We start from the raw sequence: 18,309 nt of genomic DNA, 5'->3' as shown, positions 1-18,309 counted from the left end.
GGGGCACATCCGCTCCGCGCCCCGCGCCGTTTGACTGATCGGACCCGCCGTGCTGACCCCGCGCGGCCCGATCGAGACGAGCTCCGTGCGGAAGTCCCTGCGCATCACCCTGATCACCCTCGGCGCACTGGTGGCGGTCCCGGTCCTCGCCCTGGCGACGACGACGGTCGTCAACGTCGTCGCGACCCACGTCGAGGCATCCGAGATCGACGACTACGGCGAGCGCGTGTCCGTCGACGGCAAGCAGATGAACGTCGTCGTCCGCGGCGCCGGCACCACGTCCGACACGGGGACGATCGTGCTCCTGCCGGGGCTCGGCACCGCCGCCCCCGGGCTCGACTTCGGGCCGCTCATCGACCAGCTCGCCCGCTCGCACCGGGTCGTCGCCGTCGAACCCTTCGGCACCGGGCTGAGCGACCAGACCGACGTCCCGCGGACCGCGGCGAACATCACCCGCGAGGTCCACGAGGCCCTGCAGCACCTGCACGTCGACCGGTACGTGCTGATGGGCCACTCGGTCGCGGGCATCTACGCCCTGCCCTACACGGAGCGGTACCGCGACGAGGTGACCGCCTTCGTCGGCATCGACAGCAGTGTGCCGCGGCAGTCGAGCTGGGACGAGCCGATCCCGACCGGCACGATCGTCGCCCTCGATCGGCTCGGCCTGCTGCGCGCACTCGGCGGAGCGTCGTCGGACACGTACGGCGACGCCTACGACGACGGGACGAAGCGCCAGATGCAGCTGCTCTCGGCGAAGAACGGTGCCGCCCCGACGATCGTCGACGAGATGCGGCACGCGCCGGAGAACTTCCGGTCCGTCGAGGACTCGCGGTTCCCCACCGACCTGCCGGTGCTGTTGTTCGTGCGGACCAACGACGACGTGCCGAACTGGGTCCGGCTGCACGAACGTCAGGCCACGAGCGTGGAACACGGCCGGGTCATCGGACTGGTCGGCGACCACTACCTGCACCACACACTGTCGGAACGGATCGCCAGGGACACCGACGCGACCCTCGCTACCCTGGGCGCGTGACGCAACCCGGGCAGGAGCGGCCCCGCGCCGAAGCCGACGTCCGGGTCGTCCGCTGGTCCTCGGTCGCGTCGCTGTGGCTCGTGGTGCTGGTGGGCGGCGGCGCGCAGGTCCTGATCGGCACCGACAGTCCGCCGACAGCGCGGACCCCCGTGCTCGTCGTGCTCACCGTCGCCGCGACGGTGGCGGCGCTCGCATCGATCCCGCTGCTGCTCCGTCCCGCCGGTGCGGCGTCGGCGCGCCACCCGGCCGTGCTCGCCCTGCTGGTGCTCGCGGTCGCCACGTGGGTGGTCTCGCTCGTCCCGTCGGCGACCGGCTCCGCGTGGTCGTTCACCCTGGCGATCGCGGGCGGCACGGTCGGCTGCCTGCTGCGGGGGTGGGCCCGGGTCACCGTGCTCGCCGGCACCGTCGTCCTGCTGGTCGGGGCAGCCGACGCCCGCGCCGAGCCCGCCGAACTCGTCCTGGTCGGGACCCTCGCGCTCTTCGCCCTGATGCCGCTCAGCGTCGTCTGGATCCACCGTGTCGTGCTCCGGCTCGAAGCCGCACGTCGCACCGCCTCCGACCTCGCCGTCGCCGAGGAACGACTCCGCTTCGCCACCGACCTGCACGACATCCAGGGCCACCACCTGCAGGTCATCGCGCTGAAGAGCGAGCTCGCCGAACGGCTGCTCGACGCCGACCCCGAGCGTGCCCGGGGTGAGCTGTCCGACATCCGGACCGTGGCGCGGGAAGCGCTCGAGGACACCCGGGCGCTCGTCGGCGGTTACCGCACCGTGACGGTGGCGGTCGAGGCCCGGAACGCCGCAGCTGTCCTGCGGTCGGCGGGGGTCGACTGCCGCGTGCGGCTCGAGACCGCCGGCATGCCCGACGCGGTCGGCGCCCTGTTCGCCGTCGCGATCCGCGAGGCCGCGACGAACACCATCCGGCACAGCCACGCCAGCACCGCGTCGATCGAGCTGCTGCGCGACGGCGACGCCTGGGCCCTCACGGTGGCGAACGACGCGCCGCGGTCGTCCGAACGGCCGGGCACGGGGACCGGGATCGGGACGGGGACGGGCATCGACGGGCTCCGGCAGCGCGTCACGCCACACGGTGGGACGGTCCACGTCGACCGGCGTGCGGACCGCTTCACCCTGGTGGTCTGCATCCCGGCCCCCGCACGAGCGGTGGTGTCCACGTGATCAGGATCGTGATCGCCGATGACGAGGAGCTCATCCGCGGCGCACTCGTCGCCCTGCTCGGCCTGGAACCCGACCTCGAGGTCGTCGCCGACGTCCCCGACGGTGCCGCAGCGGTGGCCGCAGCCCGGAGACACCTGCCGGACGTCGTCCTGCTCGACCTCGAGATGCCCGTCCTCGACGGCATCGAGGCCGCTCGTGCGCTGTCGGACACGATGCCCACGGTGATCGTCACCCGCCACGCGCGGCCGGGAACCCTCCGACGTGCCCTGTCCGCCGGGGTCCGCGGCTTCGTCCCGAAGTCCACGCCGGCCGCCCGGCTGGCCGAGATCATCCGCGACGTGGCGGCGGGCGAGCGGTACATCGACGCCGGTCTCGCGGCGGCTGCGCTCAGCGAGGACGAGAGCCCGCTCACGCCGCGCGAGGCCGACGTCCTGCGCTGCACCCACGACGGACTCGCGACGAAGCAGATCGCCCGGGAGCTCTCGCTCGCGCACGGCACGGTCCGCAACCACCTGTCGTCGGCGATCGCGAAGCTGCACGTCGACAACCGCCTCGCAGCGGCAGCCGCGGCCTGGGACCGAGGGTGGATCTGACCGATCCGCCCTTCTTTTGCATCATGCAAGACAAGTGGGTAGAGTGGTGGTCATCCAGCCGACGGCGTCGCGGTCGCCGGCTCGGTGACCCGCGGACCTCGGCACGACGACGAGGAGCACCCATGCAGAACCGTCAGAACCCCCTGGGCGGCGCCTACGTGACCGGCCTCGAGTCCCGCGCCGAGCTCGGCGCCTTCACCGGCGACGCGACCCGCAGCCCCGTCGGCAGCTACACCGGCACCGGCATCGGCCGCGCACTCGGCCGCTTCGTCGACACGCAGTTCCGCCGTCCCGGCACCGCGACGTCCTCGTCGCGCACCGTGACCGGCTCGTTCCGCACGGCGACGGGTTCGTTCCGCACCGCCTGAGGCACCTGCATCCACAGACTGCGAGCGGTCGTCCACCCCGGGGGTCCCCCCTCAACCCGGGTGGGGCGGCCGCTCGCTCGCGTCCTCGCCGGAGTCCCGCGCACTTCCCCCGAACGCGTCAGGGCCGCCGATGCCAGGATGGACGCATGAACGACCGCGCCGGCACCCCAGCGACCGCAGACGACCTCGTCGACCTGGACGAGCTCCTCGCCGCCTACCACGACCGAGTGCCCGACGTCTCGATCCCCGAGCAGAAGGTCGTGTTCGGCACGTCCGGACACCGCGGGTCGTCGCTCGACACCGCCTTCAACGACACCCACATCGCCGCCATCACGCAGGCGATCGTCGAGTACCGCCGCGAGCAGGGCACCGACGGCCCGCTCTTCATCGGCCGCGACACACACGCGCTCTCCGCCCCCGCCGAGCAGACCGCTCTGCAGGTCCTGGCCGCCAACGGCGTCCGCGTGCTCGCCGACAGCGCGGACGGCTTCGTGCCGACGCCCGCGCTGAGCCACGCGATCATCCGCTACAACCGCGCCGGCAACCCGGACACGGCGGACGGCATCGTCATCACGCCGAGCCACAACCCGCCCCGCGACGGCGGCTTTAAGTACAACCCGCCGCACGGTGGCCCCGCGGACAGCGACGCCACGAGCTGGATCGCGAACCGGGCGAACGCGATCATCGAGGGCGGCAACGCCGAGGTGCAGCGCACCGAGGACGCCGAGCCCGAGCGCTACGACTTCCTCAACACGTACGTGGCCGACCTCGAGAACATCATCGACATCGCGGCGATCAAGCAGGCCGGCGTGAAGATCGGCGCCGACCCGCTCGGTGGCGCCTCGCTGCCGTACTGGAACGCCATCCGCGACCACTACGGCCTCGACCTGACCGTCGTGAACCCCGAGGTCGACCCCACGTGGGCGTTCATGACCCTCGACTGGGACGGCAAGATCCGGATGGACCCGTCGAGCCCCTCGGCGATGGCCTCGGTGCTCGCCCGCAAGGACGACTTCGACGTGCTCACCGGCAACGATGCCGACTCCGACCGGCACGGCATCGTCACGCCCGACGGCGGGCTGATGAACCCGAACCACTACCTCGCGGTCGCGATCGAGTACCTCTACGCGCACCGACCCGAGTGGCGCGACGACGCCGCGATCGGCAAGACGCTGGTGTCGTCGAGCATCATCGACCGCGTCGCCGAGTCCCTGGGCCGTCGCCTGTGGGAGGTCCCGGTCGGCTTCAAGTGGTTCGTCCCCGGCCTGATCGACGGCTCCGTGGCCTTCGGCGGCGAAGAGTCCGCAGGTGCGTCCTTCCTGCGCACCGACGGCACCGCGTGGACGACGGACAAGGACGGTATCATCCTGGCGCTCCTGGCGTCCGAGATCGTCGCCGTCACCGGCAAGACCCCGTCGCAGCTCTACGCCGAGCTGACCGAACGCTTCGGCGCCCCGGTCTACCAGCGCGTCGACGCCGCGGCCTCGAAGGAGCAGAAGGCCCGCCTCGGCAAGCTCGACGGCGACGCCATCACCGCGGACACCCTGGCCGGGGACCCGATCACCGCGAAGCTGTCGAAGGCCCCGGGCAACGACGCTGCCGTCGGCGGCGTGAAGGTCGTCACCGACAAGGCCTGGTTCGCCGCGCGGCCGTCGGGCACCGAGGACGTCTACAAGATCTACGCCGAGAGCTTCGTCGGGCAGGAGCACCTCGAGCAGGTGCAGCGCGAAGCCAAGGAGATCGTCGACGCGGCACTGGGCGCCTGACGCCCTCGTCGGTCGGGCTGCGGGACTCGGTTCCCGCAGCCCGACCGCCGGAACCGAACCGGGCCTCCAGGCCGTGCGCCGCAGGGGTGAACCGGGCGTACCGTGACTGCCGATCCACTCAGGAAGCGGTCTCGGTGTGACCGAGCACTTGCGGCAGTTGTAACTTTGCAGGCAGCGCAAAAATCGTTCTGCCAGCGCATCGGTACCCGGGAGACCCTGCTCATGACCCAGACGGCGACCGCACCCGCGGCCCCCACCACGGCGTCCAACGTCGTGATGACGCACCGACAGATCCTGTTGGTGATCTACGGCCTGATGGCCGGAATGTTCCTCGGCGCCCTCGACCAGACCATCGTCGGCACCGCGATCCGCACCATCGGCGACGACCTGCACGGCCTCGACCAGCAGGCCTGGGTCACCACCGGGTACCTCATCGCCTCGACGGTGACGACCCCGATCTACGGCAAGCTCTCCGACATCTTCGGTCGCCGGCCGCTCTTCATCACCGCGATCGGCATCTTCATCGTCGGCTCGTTCGCCGCGTCGTTCTCCGACTCGATGCTCATGCTCGCCGGGTTCCGCGCGCTGCAGGGCCTGGGTGCCGGTGGCCTGATGTCCCTGCCGCTGGCGATCATGGGCGACATGCTCGCCCCACGCGAGCGGGCGAAGTACCAGGGCTACTTCCTGGCGGTCTTCGGCATCTCGTCGGTCATCGGGCCGCTCGTCGGTGGTGTCTTCGCCGGCGCCGACCAGCTGCTGTTCATCGCCGGCTGGCGCTGGGTCTTCCTGATCAACGTGCCGATCGGCGTCATCGCGCTGTTCATGGTGCTGACGTTCCTGCACCTGCCGAAGTTCGGCAACCGCGGCAAGCCCCGCATCGACTGGTGGGGCGCGACGCTCGTCATCGTCACCCTCGTGCCACTGCTGCTCATCGCCGAGCAGGGCCGCGAGTGGGGCTGGGACTCCCCCGCCGCGTTCGCCTGCTACGCCATCGGAGCCCTCGGCCTGATCGCGTTCATCATCGTCGAGCGGGCCATGGGCGACGACGCGATCCTGCCGATGAAGCTGTTCGGGTCACGGGTGTTCTCGATGTCCGCGATCCTGTCGGTGCTGGTCGGCTTCGGCATGTTCGGCGCGATGCTGACGATCCCGCTCTACCTGCAGATCGTGAAGGGCGTGACCCCGACCGAGTCCGGGTTCGCGATGCTGCCGATGGTGCTCGGACTGATGATCTCGTCGATCGCCTCCGGCCAGATCATCTCGAAGACCGGCAACTACCAGGTGTTCCCCGTCACCGGCACCGCGTTCACGGCCGTCGGCTTCACCGTCCTGACGTTCCTGACCGCCGACCGGCCGCTCTGGTTCCTGATGCTCGGCATGTTCCTGATCGGCCTCGGGCTCGGGCAGCTCATGCAGACGCTGACCCTCGCCGCGCAGAACTCGGTCTCACCCCGGGACATCGGTGTCGCCACGAGCGCCGCGACGTTCTTCCGCCAGATCGGCGGCACCATGGGCACCGCCGTCCTGCTCTCCGTGCTGTTCACCCTGATGCCGACCAACATCAGCGCCGCCATGCAGAACGAGTCGGACCTGAAGAGCGCGCTCAACGCCGCGATGACCCCCTCGGTCGCGAACGCCTCGAAGAACCAGGGCGTGATGGACGAGATCTGGACGAAGATCGTCGACCCGGTGCAGCAGAACGTGCAGGACGGCCTCGACCAGGGCACCGCGCAGGCGAAGCAGGCAGCCGACGCCGCCGTGACGAAGCAGGTGACCGCAGCCGTGCAGCGGCAGGTCGCCGCGGGCACCGTCCCCGCCGCCGCTGCGGACACGATCATCGCCCAGCAGGTCGACGACGCGAAGCCCGCCGCCGAGCAGCAGGCACTCGAGACCGCCGCCACGAAGGCGAACGCCTCGGTCGTCGACGGGAAGCTGCAGATCGACTACTCCGACCGGGCGCAGCGGGAGAACGTCGTCGACCAGGTCGCGCCGACGCTCGTCAAGCAGCTCAAGAGCGGCGACTCGGCCGCGAACTCCTCCACCGACTCGGCGACGAGCGACACGTCGTTCCTGAACGGGGCCGACCCCCGTCTCAGCCGTCCGTTCCTGGTCGGGTTCAGCGACTCGGCCGTCCGCGTGTACTACGTCGGACTCGCGGTGATCCTGCTCGCGTTCGTGCTGACGTGGTTCTTCCGGGTGCCGCCGCTCCGCAAGACCTCGGCGTTGCAGGAGCAGGCCGACGCGGCACGGACCGCCGACGCCGCGGCTGCTGCTCCGGGCGCCGGGCCGGAGCCGACGGTGCCGGGTGCGTCCTCACGCGACGTGCCGACCTCACCGGACGTGACACCGCAGCCCCGGTCCGCTCGGGCGCCCGGAGCAGCCGGAGCACCCGACGGTGCGGACGACACCCGCGCGCCGCTGCCGGACGCCACGACGCACGGTGCGCACTCAGCGGCTGCGCCGGTGGACGACCCCCCGACGACGACCGGTGCCATCCGGACCCGGGCTGCGCACGCGGCGACGGCCGTGGAGCCGGACGCCCCCGGGGCCGCAGCCGATGCGGCGGAGGCGAGCCGGGCCTCCCGGCCGGACGCTGACGACGCGCACGCGCACGGGCGGCACTCGGCCGAGTAGTCGGCGCGGGCGCCCGCCCGCTGATGCCGAACGACGAGGTCGCTGTCGCACGACGGCGACCTCGTCGCATCTGCGCGGGTGCACCCGTCGCGGCCGCGAGAGCGACTCCGTCGCCTCAGACCGCCGGCGCCGCGTCCCCCGCCGCTGCCGCCGGTGCTCCGGCAACCTCGAACGAGGCCCCCGGCAACCGCTTCCGCATCACGTCGATCGCCGACGGGTTGTCGTCCACCAGCACGTACCGCCGCCCGAGCGCCTGTGCCACCGCACCCGTGGTCCCGCTGCCTGCGAAGAAGTCGAGGACCCAGTCGCCCTCGCGTGAGGACGCCTGCACGATCCGCCGCAGCACCCCCTCGGGCTTCTGCGTCGGGTAGCCGGTCTTCTCGCGGCCGGTCGGCGAGACGATCGTGTGCCACCACACGTCGGTGGGGAGCTTGCCGCGCTCGCGCTTCTCAGGGGTGACGAGCCCCGGTGCCATGTACGGCTCGCGGTCGACGGCCTCGGAGTCGAACCAGTACCGTGCCGGGTCCTTCACGTAGACCAGGATCGTGTCGTGCTTCGTGGGCCACCGGGTCTTGGACTTGGCGCCGAAGTCGTAGGCCCAGACGATCTCGTTCAGGAACGATTCGCGGCCGAAGAGCGCGTCGAGCAGCACCTTGGCGTAATGCGACTCGCGGTAGTCGAGGTGCAGGTACAGCGTGCCGTCGGCGGCGAGCAGGCGCCAGGCCTCGATGAGGCGGGGTTCGAGGAACGACCAGTAGTCCTCGAACCGGTCGTCGAAGCGCATCAGGTCGCCGCGCACCCGCTCGTAGGTCCGGCCGTGGAACCCCATCACGGGGCCGTCGGCCTTCGGCACCGCGGACGTCGCGTGCCGGCGCTGGTACCGGCCGGTGTTGAACGGCGGGTCGAGGTACACCAGCGTGAAGGAGCCGTCCGGGTACGCGGGGACCACATCGAGGGCGTCGCCGAGGACGACGCGGTCCGGGCCTCGGTCGTCTCCCCTGCGCACGGACCCATTGTCGCGCACCGAGCAGGCACGCGGCGCGCGGCGCAGGCCTCCAGCACAGAGCGCACGCCCAGGCCGCGGCGTACGGTCGACTGCATGGCAGCAGCACCCGAGGTCCGCAACGACACCGACAAGCAGCAGTACTCCCTGGTCGAGGACGGCGAGGTCATCGGCTTCGCCGCGTACGAGATCGACGGGGACGAGATCCGCTTCGTGCACACCGAGGTCGATCCCGAGCACCGCGGCGGCGGGCACGCGTCGATCCTGGTGCAGCACGCGCTCGACGACGTGCGTTCCGGGTCGTCGCGACGTGTCGTCGCGCAGTGCAGCTACGTGCACGCGTGGATCGAGCGGCACCCGGACTACCAGGAGCTCACGACCCGCTGAGCGAGCAGCACGACGCGCAGAAGCTCAGTACGACCGGTCGTGCGTCCCCGCGCGTGCCTCGTGTCGCCCGGCGCTCCGCACCGTCGGCACCCGGATGAGCACGTTGCCGCTGAGCAGGTCGTGGTCGTCGTCCGCCGGTGACGGTGCCTGTTTCGGCAGGCGCGCCTGCCGTTCGTACTCGGCTTGCGTCTCGTGCCGGGTCGGTGCGAACACCTCGTCCAGCATCCCGACCATGCCTCCGGATCCGCCGCTCCGCTGAGATTTGTTCGACAGGTCGATCCACCCCAAGCGATCGGCGATCCACACCACGACGGCCACAGCGGCCACCGCCCCCATGAAGATCAACCAGTTCACGGCAGCGACGCTACGTGGGCCGGGCGACGAGCGGATCAGCCGCGCGGGGGATTCCCATCATCCACACGTCTGGTTCATGAGATCGAGGCGCACACTCGAGGCAGCGGCGGCCGGGACGTCCCCCCTCAGCTCCGGCCGCCGCGTCACCGGACACATCGGCGTGCCATGATGACGCCGTGCTCGACGACGCAGACCGGGACCTCATGCGGGCGTTCGCCCGTTACATCGACCACGCGAACGAACTCGCGGGGACTGCGCAACGTGCGGTCCTGACGCCGATCGGCGAACGGGTCCGCGACCACCTGGGTGTCGATCCGCAGTCGATCCCGGTGGTCACCGAGGAACTCCCCGACCACCGCCTGGTCGACGCGGACATCGCGCTCGAAGCCCTCACCGGCGCGCGCCCGGATGCGCTGATCGGCATCGCGGGCGACGACTCCCGGTTCCACAGCTCCGTCAGCGAGTTCCTCGCGAACCAGCACATGCAGTGGGCACCGGGGCCGGTCAGCTACACCGACCGCGCCACCGGCCCGGACACCACGCGCCGAGTGGTGTCCCTGGGCCTCCGCATGCTCGTCTTCGACGGATCACCCGTGGCGGTCGTCCAGCGTGCGGCCAACCCGGAGTACGGCCGGGCACGTGCGACCCTCGAGGTCATCGCGGCCGACCAGGACGCCGCCGCGGCGTTCCTGCGGCGCCTCCGCGCACTCATGATCGAGCGCAGCGTCCTCCGCGGCCAGGTCCTGTCGTTCGTGCGCTCCGAGTACGGCGCCGACGCCGGCGCGACGTTCCTGCGGCGCCCCGACATCGCCGCCGACGACGTCGTGCTGGCCGACGGCGTCCTGGACGAGGTGGTCGACCACGTCGTCGGGATCGGCGACCAGCGCGAGGCGCTCCTCGCTGCCGGGCAGCACCTCAAGCGTGGTGTCCTGCTGTACGGCCCGCCCGGTACCGGCAAGACCCTGACGATCCGACACCTGCTCACCCGGACCGAGGGCGTGACGGCGGTCCTGCTCACCGGTTCGAGCATCGCGGCGATCGGGGCGGCGGCGGAGATCGCGCGGACCTTCCAACCGTCGATCGTCGTGCTCGAGGACATCGACCTGGTCGCGATGGAACGGCACGCGTCGCCGCAACCGCTCTTGTTCGAGGTGCTCGACGCGCTCGACGGTCTGGACGGGGATGCCGACGTCGCCTTCGTCATGACCACCAACCGCGTGTCCGTCCTCGAACGTGCCCTGGCCGACCGGCCCGGACGTGTCGACCTCGCCGTGGAGATCCCCCTGCCGGGTCTGCCCGAGCGACGGCGGCTGTTCCGTCGGTACGCCGGCGCGCTGCCGTTCTCGGACGAGGCCCTGGCCGGTGCCGCCGAGCGCGCCGAGGGGACGACCGGCTCGTTCGCGAAGGAGCTCATGCGTCGGAGCGTCCTCGGCGCGGCCCTGCGCGGAGCCGAACCGGAGGACGGCGACCTGGTCGCCGCGCTCGACTCGCTCCTGACCGAACGGTCGGCACTCACCCGGAAGCTGCTCGGCGTCCGAGGCGAAGCGGACGACCACGAAGCGGACCACGAATCGGACGACGACGAGGCGGACGGCGAAGCGGATGACGACGAGGCTGGCGATCCGGACGACGACGACGACGGCTCCGCCGACACCGGCCGGTGGGTGGCCTACGCCCCGCTCGCCCGCCACAGCTTCCGCCCGGGACCGGTCGACGGCCGAGTCGACCTCACACTGCGGTCCGACGACGAGGACGACGAGCGCTGAGGCTCACGGCACCCGCTCGAGCCACTCCTTCGTCGCGAACTTCGTCCGCACCAGTTCCTGCGCCCGCTCGCGCTCGGCCTCGGTCACGTGTCCCTCGGTCGCCCCGTACAGCCGGGTGAAGGTGCCGATCAACCGTTCGATGATCTCGGCGCGGGACAGCCCGGTCTGTGACCGCAGCGGGTCGACGCGCTTGGCGGCACTGGTGGTGCCCTTGTCGCTCATCTTCTCGCGCCCGATCCGCAGCACCTGCACCATCTTCTCGCCGTCCATGTCGTAGCTCATGGTGGCGTGGTGCAGCAGCGACCCGGTGCCGAGACGCTTCTGAGCGGCCCCGCCGATCTTGCCCTTGGTCGAGGTGATGTCGTTGAGGGGCTGGTAGTACGCCTCGATGCCGAGCGACTTGAGCGCCTCGATCACCCATTCGTCGAGGAACGCGTACGAGTCGGCGAAGGTCATGCCCTGCACCAGGTCGGACGGCACGTAGAGCGAGTACGAGATGACCGCACCGGCGTCCATGAACATCGCGCCGCCGCCGGAGATGCGTCGGACCACCTGCACGCCGTACTTCTCGGCGCCGGCCGGGTCGACCTCGTTCTTCAGCGACTGGAACGAGCCGATCACGACGGCCGGCTGGTCCCACTCCCAGATGCGCAGCGTGGGACCGCGACGGCCGGCACCGACCTCTTCGGTCAGCACCTGGTCGAGCGCCAGGTGCTCGTTCGGGCTGATCGGCCCCTCGTGCACGATCTGCCAGTCGTGGTCGCGCCAGGTCGAGGCCCGCGAGAGCGCACGGCGCACCGCGACGCCGACGGACTCGGGCGTGAAGCCGAGCAGCACCGCATCGGTCGGCAGGGCCGCCCGCACGGCTGCGGCGACGCCCGCGGCGTCGGTGGTGACGGGGAGCCCGTCCACGGCCGCGTCGATGAGCGGCAGCGCGTCGTCGGGTTCCAGGAAGAAGTCACCCGCCAGGCGGAACTGCTGGATCGTGCCGTCGACGGCCTCGAGGTCGACGACGACCAGCTTGCCTCCGGGGACCTTGTACTCACCGTGCATGCCGCAACCCTATTCCGGACGGCCGACGGCCCGGCAGTGGGCCTGCCTGGTGACGGCCTGGAGGCGCGTGGCGGCGCCGCCACGGGCCTCCAGTCCGTCGCCGGCCGCGTCGCAGGACCCGGCGAGCGCCGTCAGCGCAGCAGCTTCTCGAGGTACTCCGACGATTCGCGTTCGGACACCTCGCGATCGTCATCATCAACGTAGGTGTACTCGTACTCCTCGACCTCTCCGGTCGCGACGTACCCCAAGCGCTCGTAGAGCCGGCGGGCAGAGGGGTTGTCGACGGCGACTCCGATGCGGAGTACTCCTCGGTCCTCCGCTGCGGCCTCGCTTGCCGCGATGATCGCTGTCCCGACACCGTGACCCCGGTACCGAGCATCGACTCGCAGGTTGCGGAGCTCGGGTCTGGGTCCCGCTGTCACCTCACCAGAGCCGACGGGAACCCCGTCGACCCAGGCGACGAGCACCGACAGCACGCCCCGTACCTGTTCGGCGTAGGCACTCCGGACGTAGTTCCGGCTAGGCGGTTCGCGGGCTTCAATTGCGGCGAGGGACACCTCATCTAGACCTCTGACAACGACTTCGCTCATGAGACCTTCTCTTCTGGACTCGATGCCCCTGCCTGCTCGACCTCAGGCGCATTCCTCGGCTGCGTCAGCGCGCGGTCACCCGGTCGAGCCATGCGACCAGGTCGCCGATGACCTCGGCGCGGTTCGTCTCGTTGTAGACCTCGTGGCGCGCGCCCTCGTACACCTGCACGGTCACGTCGGACAGTCGGCCGCGTCGGCGGTAGGCCTGCGCCAAGCGCTCGATCGAGCGCGGACCCCCGAGCGTGTCGTCGGAGCCGACCTGCAGCAGCATCGGCAGGTCGTGCGGGATCCCCCGTCGCGGCACACCGAGCAGCCGGAGGGTGTCGGCGAGCCCGAACAGCCCGATGACGTCGGCCTCGACCGCCAGGGGGTCGACCGCCATCGCGTCGATGATCTTCCGGTCGCGGGTGAGCCACTCGTACTTGGTGGGCCCCGAGCCCGCGTGCCGGGCATTGAGATCGCCGCTGTTCATCCAGCCGGGCAGCCGGTAGGCGCTCGCGGACAGGACGACGCCGTCGTAGCGGTCCGACGAGGTGTTCACGATCCGCTGTGCCATGAGCGACCCCCACGAGTGACCGAGCAGCACGAGCGGCAGCCCGGGTTCGTCGGCCCGCGCGACCGCGCTCATCTGCTCCACTGCGGCGATCGCCGCGCGCAGCCCGCCGGGGCCGAGCCGACCGAGCTTGGCGTGGTCGCCGTCCCACTGGGCAAGGCCCGTGCGACCGTGCCCGCGGTGGTCGTTCGCGTGCACGGTGTAGCCGGCGCGCACCAGGTCCTGCGCGAGCGGCTCGTAGCGGAGCCCGTGCTCGCCGACGCCGTGGGCGATCTGCACGATCCCCTTCGGCCGCGCCGCACGCCAGGTCGAGTAGACGATCTCGACGCCGTGCGCGTCGGTGAACGAGGCGTCGCCGCGAGCGGCGGAGAAGGTGGGCACACTCGCATCCTTTCAGACACTGCCATCCTCGCAGACGCGCTGCGTCCCGGACCTGTTCACCCGGCGTTCACGCGGCGGGTTCGAGGTGTGGCCTAGCGTCCTGCGCATGGACGTCATCGTCATCGTCACGCTCGTGATCGTCGTGGCCCTCGTGTTCGACTTCACGAACGGCTTCCACGACACCGCGAACGCCATGGCCACCTCGGTCGCTACCGGCGCGCTCAAGCCCCGGACGGCGGTGATCATCTCCGCCGTGCTCAACGTGGTCGGCGCGTTCCTGTCCACCGAGGTCGCCAAGACCGTCTCGCAGGGGATCATCCGCGAGGGGCAGGACGGCATCCACATCTCCCCCACGATGATCTTCGCGGGGCTGGTCGGCGCGGTGCTCTGGAACCTGGCGACCTGGTACGTCGGGCTGCCGTCGTCCTCCACGCACGCGCTGTTCGGCGGCCTCATCGGTGCCTCGATCATCGGCGCCGGGCTCAACTCGATCAGCTGGGCGACGGTGGTGTCGAAGGTCGTGCTGCCGGCGCTCCTCTCGCCGCTCATCGCCGCGGTGATCGCCCTGGTCGCGACCTACGTGGCCTACGTGCTCACGAAGAACGCGACGACCCACGGTGCGGCGACCGGCTTCCGGCACGGGCAGACGATCTCGGCGTCGCTGGTGTCGCTCGCGCACGGCACGAACGACGCGCAGAAGACGATGGGCGTCATCACGCTGACGCTCATCGCCGCGAACTACCAGGCCGCGGGCACCGGTCCGGCGCTCTGGGTGATCCTGGCCTGCGGACTCGCGATCGGTCTCGGAACCTACATGGGCGGCTGGCGCATCATGCAGACCGTCGGCAAGAAGATCTCCGACGTGCAGTCGCCGCAGGGCTTCGCCGCCGAGACGAGTTCCGCCGCGACGATCCTCATCTCCTCGCACCTGGGCTTCGCGCTCTCGACGACCCACGTGACGAGCGGCGCGGTCGTCGGGTCGGGCCTCGGCAAGAAGCTCGCCGACGTGCATTGGTCGGTCGTCGGACGCATCGTCGCGGCTTGGGTCATCACGCTGCCCGCCGCCGCGGTGGTCGGGGCCCTCGCGACCTGGCTCGCGTCGACCTCGGCGTTCGGGCTGGTGCTCGTCGCGGTCCTCGCCCTGGCTGCTGGGCTCACCTTCTACGTGCTGGCGAAGCGCAAGCCGGTCTCGCACGAGGACATCACCGCCGACGCAGCCGGGCCGACCGAGCAGCCCGAGCCGCAGCCGACCGGCGCAGCGAACTGAGGGGAACGACGATGGACATCGACTTCACCGCGATCGGCACGGTCGCCGGCGTCGGCTTCGTGGCCGCCGTGGGCCTGGTGCTCGTGTACACGCTCGGCCTGCGGCTGCTCGGCACCGGGCAGCCGGACGACGCCGGCGGCGAGCGCACGCAGTACTCCGACGAGAGCCCCCGCTCCGGGCACACCCCGCCGGCGGCACTGGCAGGTGCCGTGCTGTGCTTCGCGCTGTGCATCGCCGCCGTGCTGGCGGGCATCTGGCTCACGATCCCCCAGTTCCACTGAGGACGTTCCTTCCCAGAACACCCGCGATGACCGGTGGAACCGGGCGTACCTGGTCAGGACTCCCGACCAGGTACGCCCGATCCGACCAGGGACGCCCGGAACGCCCCGCCCCGCCCAGCGCCCGCACCACCTGGGATGATCGAGCGGTGACCAGCCACCGCCTCGACGCCACGGTCGACTCCGCCGTCGACGTCTTCACCGCCGAACGCCAGCCGGTCCTGACCGTGGAACCGGGCGACACGGTGACCGTCCGTACCCTCAGCGCCGCGGGCTACACGGAACGCCAGCCGGGCCCGGGCCTCGACGCCCCGACCCTGATCGACCCGCGCCGGGGGCACTGCCTGGTCGGGCCGATCGCCGTCGCAGGAGCGCGTCCGGGGATGGTCCTGGCCGTGCGCTTCGACGAGCTGGTCCCCGACGACTGGGGGTACACGGCCTCGGGCGGGGTCGACTCCCCCGTCAACCGCACGCTCGGCCTGACCGACCCGGGGTCGCGCGGCCCGCTGCTCTGGGACATCGATGCCGCCGCTGGCGTCGCCGTGAACCAGCTCGGCCTCGGGGTCCGGACGGCACCGTTCCTCGGCGTCGTCGGGGTCCCGCCCGAGGCCACCGGCGAGCACTCGACGATCCCGCCCCGCACGGTCGGCGGCGGCAACGTCGACTGCCGTGAGCTGATCGCCGGCTCGACCCTGTACCTGCCCGTCACGGTGCCGGACGCTCTGCTCCAGGTCGGCGACGGGCACGCGGCCCAGGGCGACGGCGAGGTCTCCGGAACGGCGGTCGAGTGCGGCATGACGACGACGATGACCCTGACGCTCCTCGATGTTGCCCCGGTCGAGGGTGTGCACGCCGACACCCCCGCGGGACGCATCACCTTCGGCTTCGACGCCGACCTGAACGTCGCCACCGCCACGGCGCTCGACCACATGGTCGACTGGATCGCCGGGCTGCACGGGATCGGCCGCGCCCAGGCGCTCGCGATGGCGAGCGTCGCGGTGAGCATGCGCATCACGCAGGTCGCGAACCGCACCTGGGGCGTGCACGCGCTGCTCCCGCACGACGCGATCCTGACGGACGCACGGCGCTGAAGGCCGGGAGGCCCGCCCAGCGCGAGCCGACCGGCGCACGCTGGGTGGGCCTCCCGTCCGACGTTCCTTCCCATCGCACCCGCGCTGGGAAGCGGGAACGGGCGTCCCTGGCCGGGAGAACCGACCATGGACGCCCGTTTCGACCAGGTACACCCGAGAACCAGTTCGTTCGCTGAACTAATGAGCTAGGCTAACGACCGATGACCGACGCCACCGACCTCCGCATCGCGGTGAACCGGCTGTCCCGCACCCTCCGTGCCCAGAAGGCCGACTCGAGCGTCACCGACGCGCAGTTCTCCGCCCTCGCCCGCCTGCACCGCGACGGCGCCATGACCCTGGCCGACCTCAGCCGGCAGGACGGCGTGACCCCACCGTCGATGACCAAGACCATCGCGGTGCTGGTCGACCGGGGGCTGGTGTCGAAGGACGGGCACGGCGACGACCGCCGCAAGGTGCGGCTCGGTGCGACGCCCGCCGGAGCCGCCTTCGTCGAGGAGACCCGACGTCGTCGCGACGGCTGGCTCACCCCGCGACTCGCAGCACTCACCGCCGACGAGCGGACCACCCTCGCCGACGCCACCGAGATCATGAGGAGGCTGGCCCAGCAGTGACCGCCATGTTCCGCTCCCTCGCCGGACGCAACTACCGCATCTGGTTCGCCGGGGCCCTGGTGTCGAACGTCGGCACCTGGATGCAACGCACCGCCCAGGACTGGATCGTGCTGACCCAGCTCTCCGACAACAACGCCGTCGCGGTGGGCATCACGATGGCCCTGCAGTTCGGCCCGCAGCTGCTGCTCCTGCCCCTCACCGGCCTCGCCGCCGACCGGTTCGACCGCCGGAAGATGCTCATGCTCACCCAGGGCCTGATGGGGCTGCTCGGGCTGGGGCTCGGCGTCATGGTGCTCACGCACACCGCCACCCTGCTCGCGCTGTACGGCTTCGCACTGGCCCTCGGCATCGTCGCCGCGTTCGACGCCCCGATCCGGCAGGCCTTCGTCTCCGACGTCGTGCAGGGCGAGGACGTCTCGAACGCCGTCGCCCTGAACTCCGCGTCGTTCAACGCCGCACGCCTGATCGGCCCCGCGGTCGCCGGTGTGCTCATCGCGGCGATCGGCTCCGGCTGGGTGTTCGTCATCAACGCCGGGTCGTTCCTGGCCGTCCTCGTCGCACTCCGCTTCGTCGATCCCGCACAGCTCGCCGAACGGGTCCGGGCCGGCCGCGGCAAGGGGCAGATCGTCGCCGGCTTCCGGTACGTCCGCACCCGGCCGGACATCGTCGTGGTGCTCTGCATGATCTTCGTCGTCGGCACGTTCGGCGTGAACTTCCCGATCTTCACCTCGACCATGGCGCGGGTCGAGTTCCACCAGGGTGCCGGCGAGTTCGGGCTGCTCAACTCGGTGATGGCGGTCGGCTCGGTGCTCGGCGCGCTGCTGTCCGCACGCCGGGACAAGCCGCGGATGCGCACCCTCGTGCTCGCCGCCGGCGGGTTCGGGCTCGCGTGCACCGGTGCCGCCCTCGCACCGACGTACTGGACCTTCGCGATCGTGCTGATGTTCGTCGGGCTCGCGTCGCTGACCTTCATGACGACCGCGAACGCCCTGGTGCAGACCACGACGAAGCCCGCGATGCGCGGCCGCGTGATGGCCCTGTACATGGCGATCTTCGCGGGCGGCACCCCCATCGGCGCCCCGCTCGTCGGTGCCGTCGCCGACGCCTTCGGGCCCCGCTGGGCGATCGTGGTGGGCGCGGCATCGGGCTTCGTGGCGCTCGCGATCGCAGTCGTGTGGCTCGTCCGGTACCAGCGGGTCCGGTTGCGCTACGACGCCGACTCGCGGCTGCACCTGGCGATCACGCACGCCGTGCCGGTGGTCGGCTCGCGTGCCGCGCTCCGCCGCGAGCTGGAACGCGACGAGACACTCGCCGACCGCTCCAGCGCCGTCTGACGGACCGGCTGACGACCTGCGCGTCGGCCAGCGGTCCGCGACGCCACCGACCGTCGGACGGGAGGCCCG

18 protein-coding genes are annotated in these 18,309 nt (G+C 71.2%); 13 read left to right on the top strand and 5 right to left on the bottom strand.

Features of this window, described 5'->3' with window-relative positions:
* Positions 1–49 precede the first annotated feature (49 nt).
* From BIU95_RS09570 to BIU95_RS09545, 6 genes are all read left to right on the top strand, one after another.
* Positions 50–1,033, top strand: coding sequence for an alpha/beta fold hydrolase (locus BIU95_RS09570; protein WP_071251547.1), 984 nt, complete (start codon positions 50–52; stop codon positions 1,031–1,033).
* Positions 1,030–2,211 carry a sensor histidine kinase gene (locus BIU95_RS09565; RefSeq protein WP_071251546.1) on the top strand — a complete coding sequence of 394 codons (1,182 nt, stop codon included), beginning with the start codon at positions 1,030–1,032 and terminating at the stop codon, positions 2,209–2,211. The genes BIU95_RS09570 and BIU95_RS09565 overlap by 4 nt, the downstream gene beginning before the upstream one ends.
* Positions 2,208–2,804: a DNA-binding response regulator gene (locus tag BIU95_RS09560; protein ID WP_071251545.1), complete on the top strand. Its 597-nt coding sequence runs from the start codon at positions 2,208–2,210 to the stop codon at positions 2,802–2,804. Before BIU95_RS09565 ends, BIU95_RS09560 begins: the two co-directional genes overlap by 4 nt.
* Before the next feature lie 122 nt (positions 2,805–2,926).
* Positions 2,927–3,172: a hypothetical protein gene (locus BIU95_RS09555; RefSeq protein WP_071251544.1), complete on the top strand. Its 246-nt coding sequence runs from the start codon at positions 2,927–2,929 to the stop codon at positions 3,170–3,172.
* A gap of 146 nt (positions 3,173–3,318) precedes the next feature.
* Entirely contained in the window at positions 3,319–4,938 is a 1,620-nt protein-coding gene (gene pgm, locus BIU95_RS09550; RefSeq protein ID WP_071251543.1) for a phosphoglucomutase (alpha-D-glucose-1,6-bisphosphate-dependent), read from the top strand.
* Between the two features lie 222 nt (positions 4,939–5,160).
* Positions 5,161–7,572 carry an MDR family MFS transporter gene (locus BIU95_RS09545; protein ID WP_071251542.1) on the top strand — a complete coding sequence of 804 codons (2,412 nt, stop codon included), beginning with the start codon at positions 5,161–5,163 and terminating at the stop codon, positions 7,570–7,572.
* 115 nt (positions 7,573–7,687) lie between these two features.
* Here the strand turns inward: BIU95_RS09545 and BIU95_RS09540 are convergent, their stop codons facing one another.
* A complete protein-coding gene (locus tag BIU95_RS09540; protein WP_031259284.1) occupies positions 7,688–8,578 on the bottom strand; it encodes a site-specific DNA-methyltransferase in 891 nt (296 codons plus the stop codon).
* Between the two features lie 93 nt (positions 8,579–8,671).
* On the opposite strand from BIU95_RS09540, the gene BIU95_RS09535 reads away from it, so the two are divergent.
* Positions 8,672–8,962 carry a GNAT family N-acetyltransferase gene (locus BIU95_RS09535; RefSeq protein WP_017886185.1) on the top strand — a complete coding sequence of 97 codons (291 nt, stop codon included), beginning with the start codon at positions 8,672–8,674 and terminating at the stop codon, positions 8,960–8,962.
* Positions 8,963–8,986: 24 nt separating this feature from the next.
* On the opposite strand, the gene BIU95_RS09530 is transcribed toward BIU95_RS09535, so the two are convergent.
* Positions 8,987–9,316, bottom strand: coding sequence for a hypothetical protein (locus tag BIU95_RS09530; RefSeq protein WP_017886186.1), 330 nt, complete (start codon positions 9,314–9,316; stop codon positions 8,987–8,989).
* A gap of 176 nt (positions 9,317–9,492) precedes the next feature.
* Between BIU95_RS09530 and BIU95_RS09525 the strand changes: the two genes are divergently transcribed.
* Entirely contained in the window at positions 9,493–11,082 is a 1,590-nt protein-coding gene (locus BIU95_RS09525) for an ATP-binding protein (RefSeq protein ID WP_071251541.1), read from the top strand.
* Between the two features lie 3 nt (positions 11,083–11,085).
* On the opposite strand, the gene BIU95_RS09520 is transcribed toward BIU95_RS09525, so the two are convergent.
* The 3 genes from BIU95_RS09520 to BIU95_RS09510 form a co-directional block, all read right to left on the bottom strand.
* Positions 11,086–12,135: a biotin/lipoate A/B protein ligase family protein gene (locus BIU95_RS09520; protein ID WP_071251540.1), complete on the bottom strand. Its 1,050-nt coding sequence runs from the start codon at positions 12,133–12,135 to the stop codon at positions 11,086–11,088.
* Positions 12,136–12,266: 131 nt separating this feature from the next.
* The gene (locus BIU95_RS09515; RefSeq protein ID WP_071251539.1) at positions 12,267–12,725 is read right to left on the bottom strand and encodes an N-acetyltransferase; all 459 of its coding nucleotides are present in this window, start codon (positions 12,723–12,725) and stop codon (positions 12,267–12,269) included.
* A 64-nt stretch (positions 12,726–12,789) separates the two neighbouring features.
* Positions 12,790–13,659 carry an alpha/beta hydrolase gene (locus BIU95_RS09510; protein ID WP_052481680.1) on the bottom strand — a complete coding sequence of 290 codons (870 nt, stop codon included), beginning with the start codon at positions 13,657–13,659 and terminating at the stop codon, positions 12,790–12,792.
* A 106-nt stretch (positions 13,660–13,765) separates the two neighbouring features.
* Between BIU95_RS09510 and BIU95_RS09505 the strand changes: the two genes are divergently transcribed.
* From BIU95_RS09505 to BIU95_RS09485, 5 genes are all read left to right on the top strand, one after another.
* Positions 13,766–14,926, top strand: coding sequence for an inorganic phosphate transporter (locus BIU95_RS09505; protein ID WP_042537822.1), 1,161 nt, complete (start codon positions 13,766–13,768; stop codon positions 14,924–14,926).
* An 11-nt stretch (positions 14,927–14,937) separates the two neighbouring features.
* Positions 14,938–15,207, top strand: a complete 270-nt coding sequence (locus BIU95_RS18640; RefSeq protein WP_017886192.1) for a hypothetical protein — start codon at positions 14,938–14,940, stop codon at positions 15,205–15,207.
* 146 nt (positions 15,208–15,353) lie between these two features.
* The gene (locus tag BIU95_RS09495; RefSeq protein ID WP_071251538.1) at positions 15,354–16,295 is read left to right on the top strand and encodes an acetamidase/formamidase family protein; all 942 of its coding nucleotides are present in this window, start codon (positions 15,354–15,356) and stop codon (positions 16,293–16,295) included.
* Positions 16,296–16,495: 200 nt separating this feature from the next.
* Complete coding sequence (locus BIU95_RS09490) at positions 16,496–16,906, top strand: MarR family winged helix-turn-helix transcriptional regulator (protein ID WP_071251537.1); 411 nt, start codon at positions 16,496–16,498, stop codon at positions 16,904–16,906.
* Positions 16,907–16,911: 5 nt separating this feature from the next.
* Positions 16,912–18,240 carry an MFS transporter gene (locus BIU95_RS09485; RefSeq protein ID WP_071251566.1) on the top strand — a complete coding sequence of 443 codons (1,329 nt, stop codon included), beginning with the start codon at positions 16,912–16,914 and terminating at the stop codon, positions 18,238–18,240.
* Positions 18,241–18,309: the final 69 nt, after the last annotated feature.

The organism is Curtobacterium sp. MCBA15_007 (assembly GCF_001864905.1).
Taxonomy (GTDB): Bacteria; Actinomycetota; Actinomycetes; order Actinomycetales; family Microbacteriaceae; genus Curtobacterium; species Curtobacterium poinsettiae.
The sequence above is the reverse complement of the archived record's forward strand: the minus strand, read 5'-3'. Positions and strand labels throughout refer to the sequence as shown.

Excerpts from the sequence above, each read along its gene's own strand:
- BIU95_RS09555 (WP_071251544.1), top strand. The coding sequence starts at position 2,927 with ATGCAGAACCGTCAGAACCCCCTGGGCGGCGCCTACGTGACCGGCCTC.
- pgm (WP_071251543.1), top strand. The coding sequence starts at position 3,319 with ATGAACGACCGCGCCGGCACCCCAGCGACCGCAGACGACCTCGTCGAC.
- BIU95_RS09545 (WP_071251542.1), top strand. The coding sequence starts at position 5,161 with ATGACCCAGACGGCGACCGCACCCGCGGCCCCCACCACGGCGTCCAAC.
- BIU95_RS09535 (WP_017886185.1), top strand. The coding sequence starts at position 8,672 with ATGGCAGCAGCACCCGAGGTCCGCAACGACACCGACAAGCAGCAGTAC.
- BIU95_RS09520 (WP_071251540.1), bottom strand. The coding sequence starts at position 12,135 with ATGCACGGTGAGTACAAGGTCCCCGGAGGCAAGCTGGTCGTCGTCGAC.
- BIU95_RS09515 (WP_071251539.1), bottom strand. The coding sequence starts at position 12,725 with ATGAGCGAAGTCGTTGTCAGAGGTCTAGATGAGGTGTCCCTCGCCGCA.
- BIU95_RS09505 (WP_042537822.1), top strand. The coding sequence starts at position 13,766 with ATGGACGTCATCGTCATCGTCACGCTCGTGATCGTCGTGGCCCTCGTG.
- BIU95_RS18640 (WP_017886192.1), top strand. The coding sequence starts at position 14,938 with ATGGACATCGACTTCACCGCGATCGGCACGGTCGCCGGCGTCGGCTTC.
- BIU95_RS09490 (WP_071251537.1), top strand. The coding sequence starts at position 16,496 with ATGACCGACGCCACCGACCTCCGCATCGCGGTGAACCGGCTGTCCCGC.
- BIU95_RS09485 (WP_071251566.1), top strand. The coding sequence starts at position 16,912 with ATGTTCCGCTCCCTCGCCGGACGCAACTACCGCATCTGGTTCGCCGGG.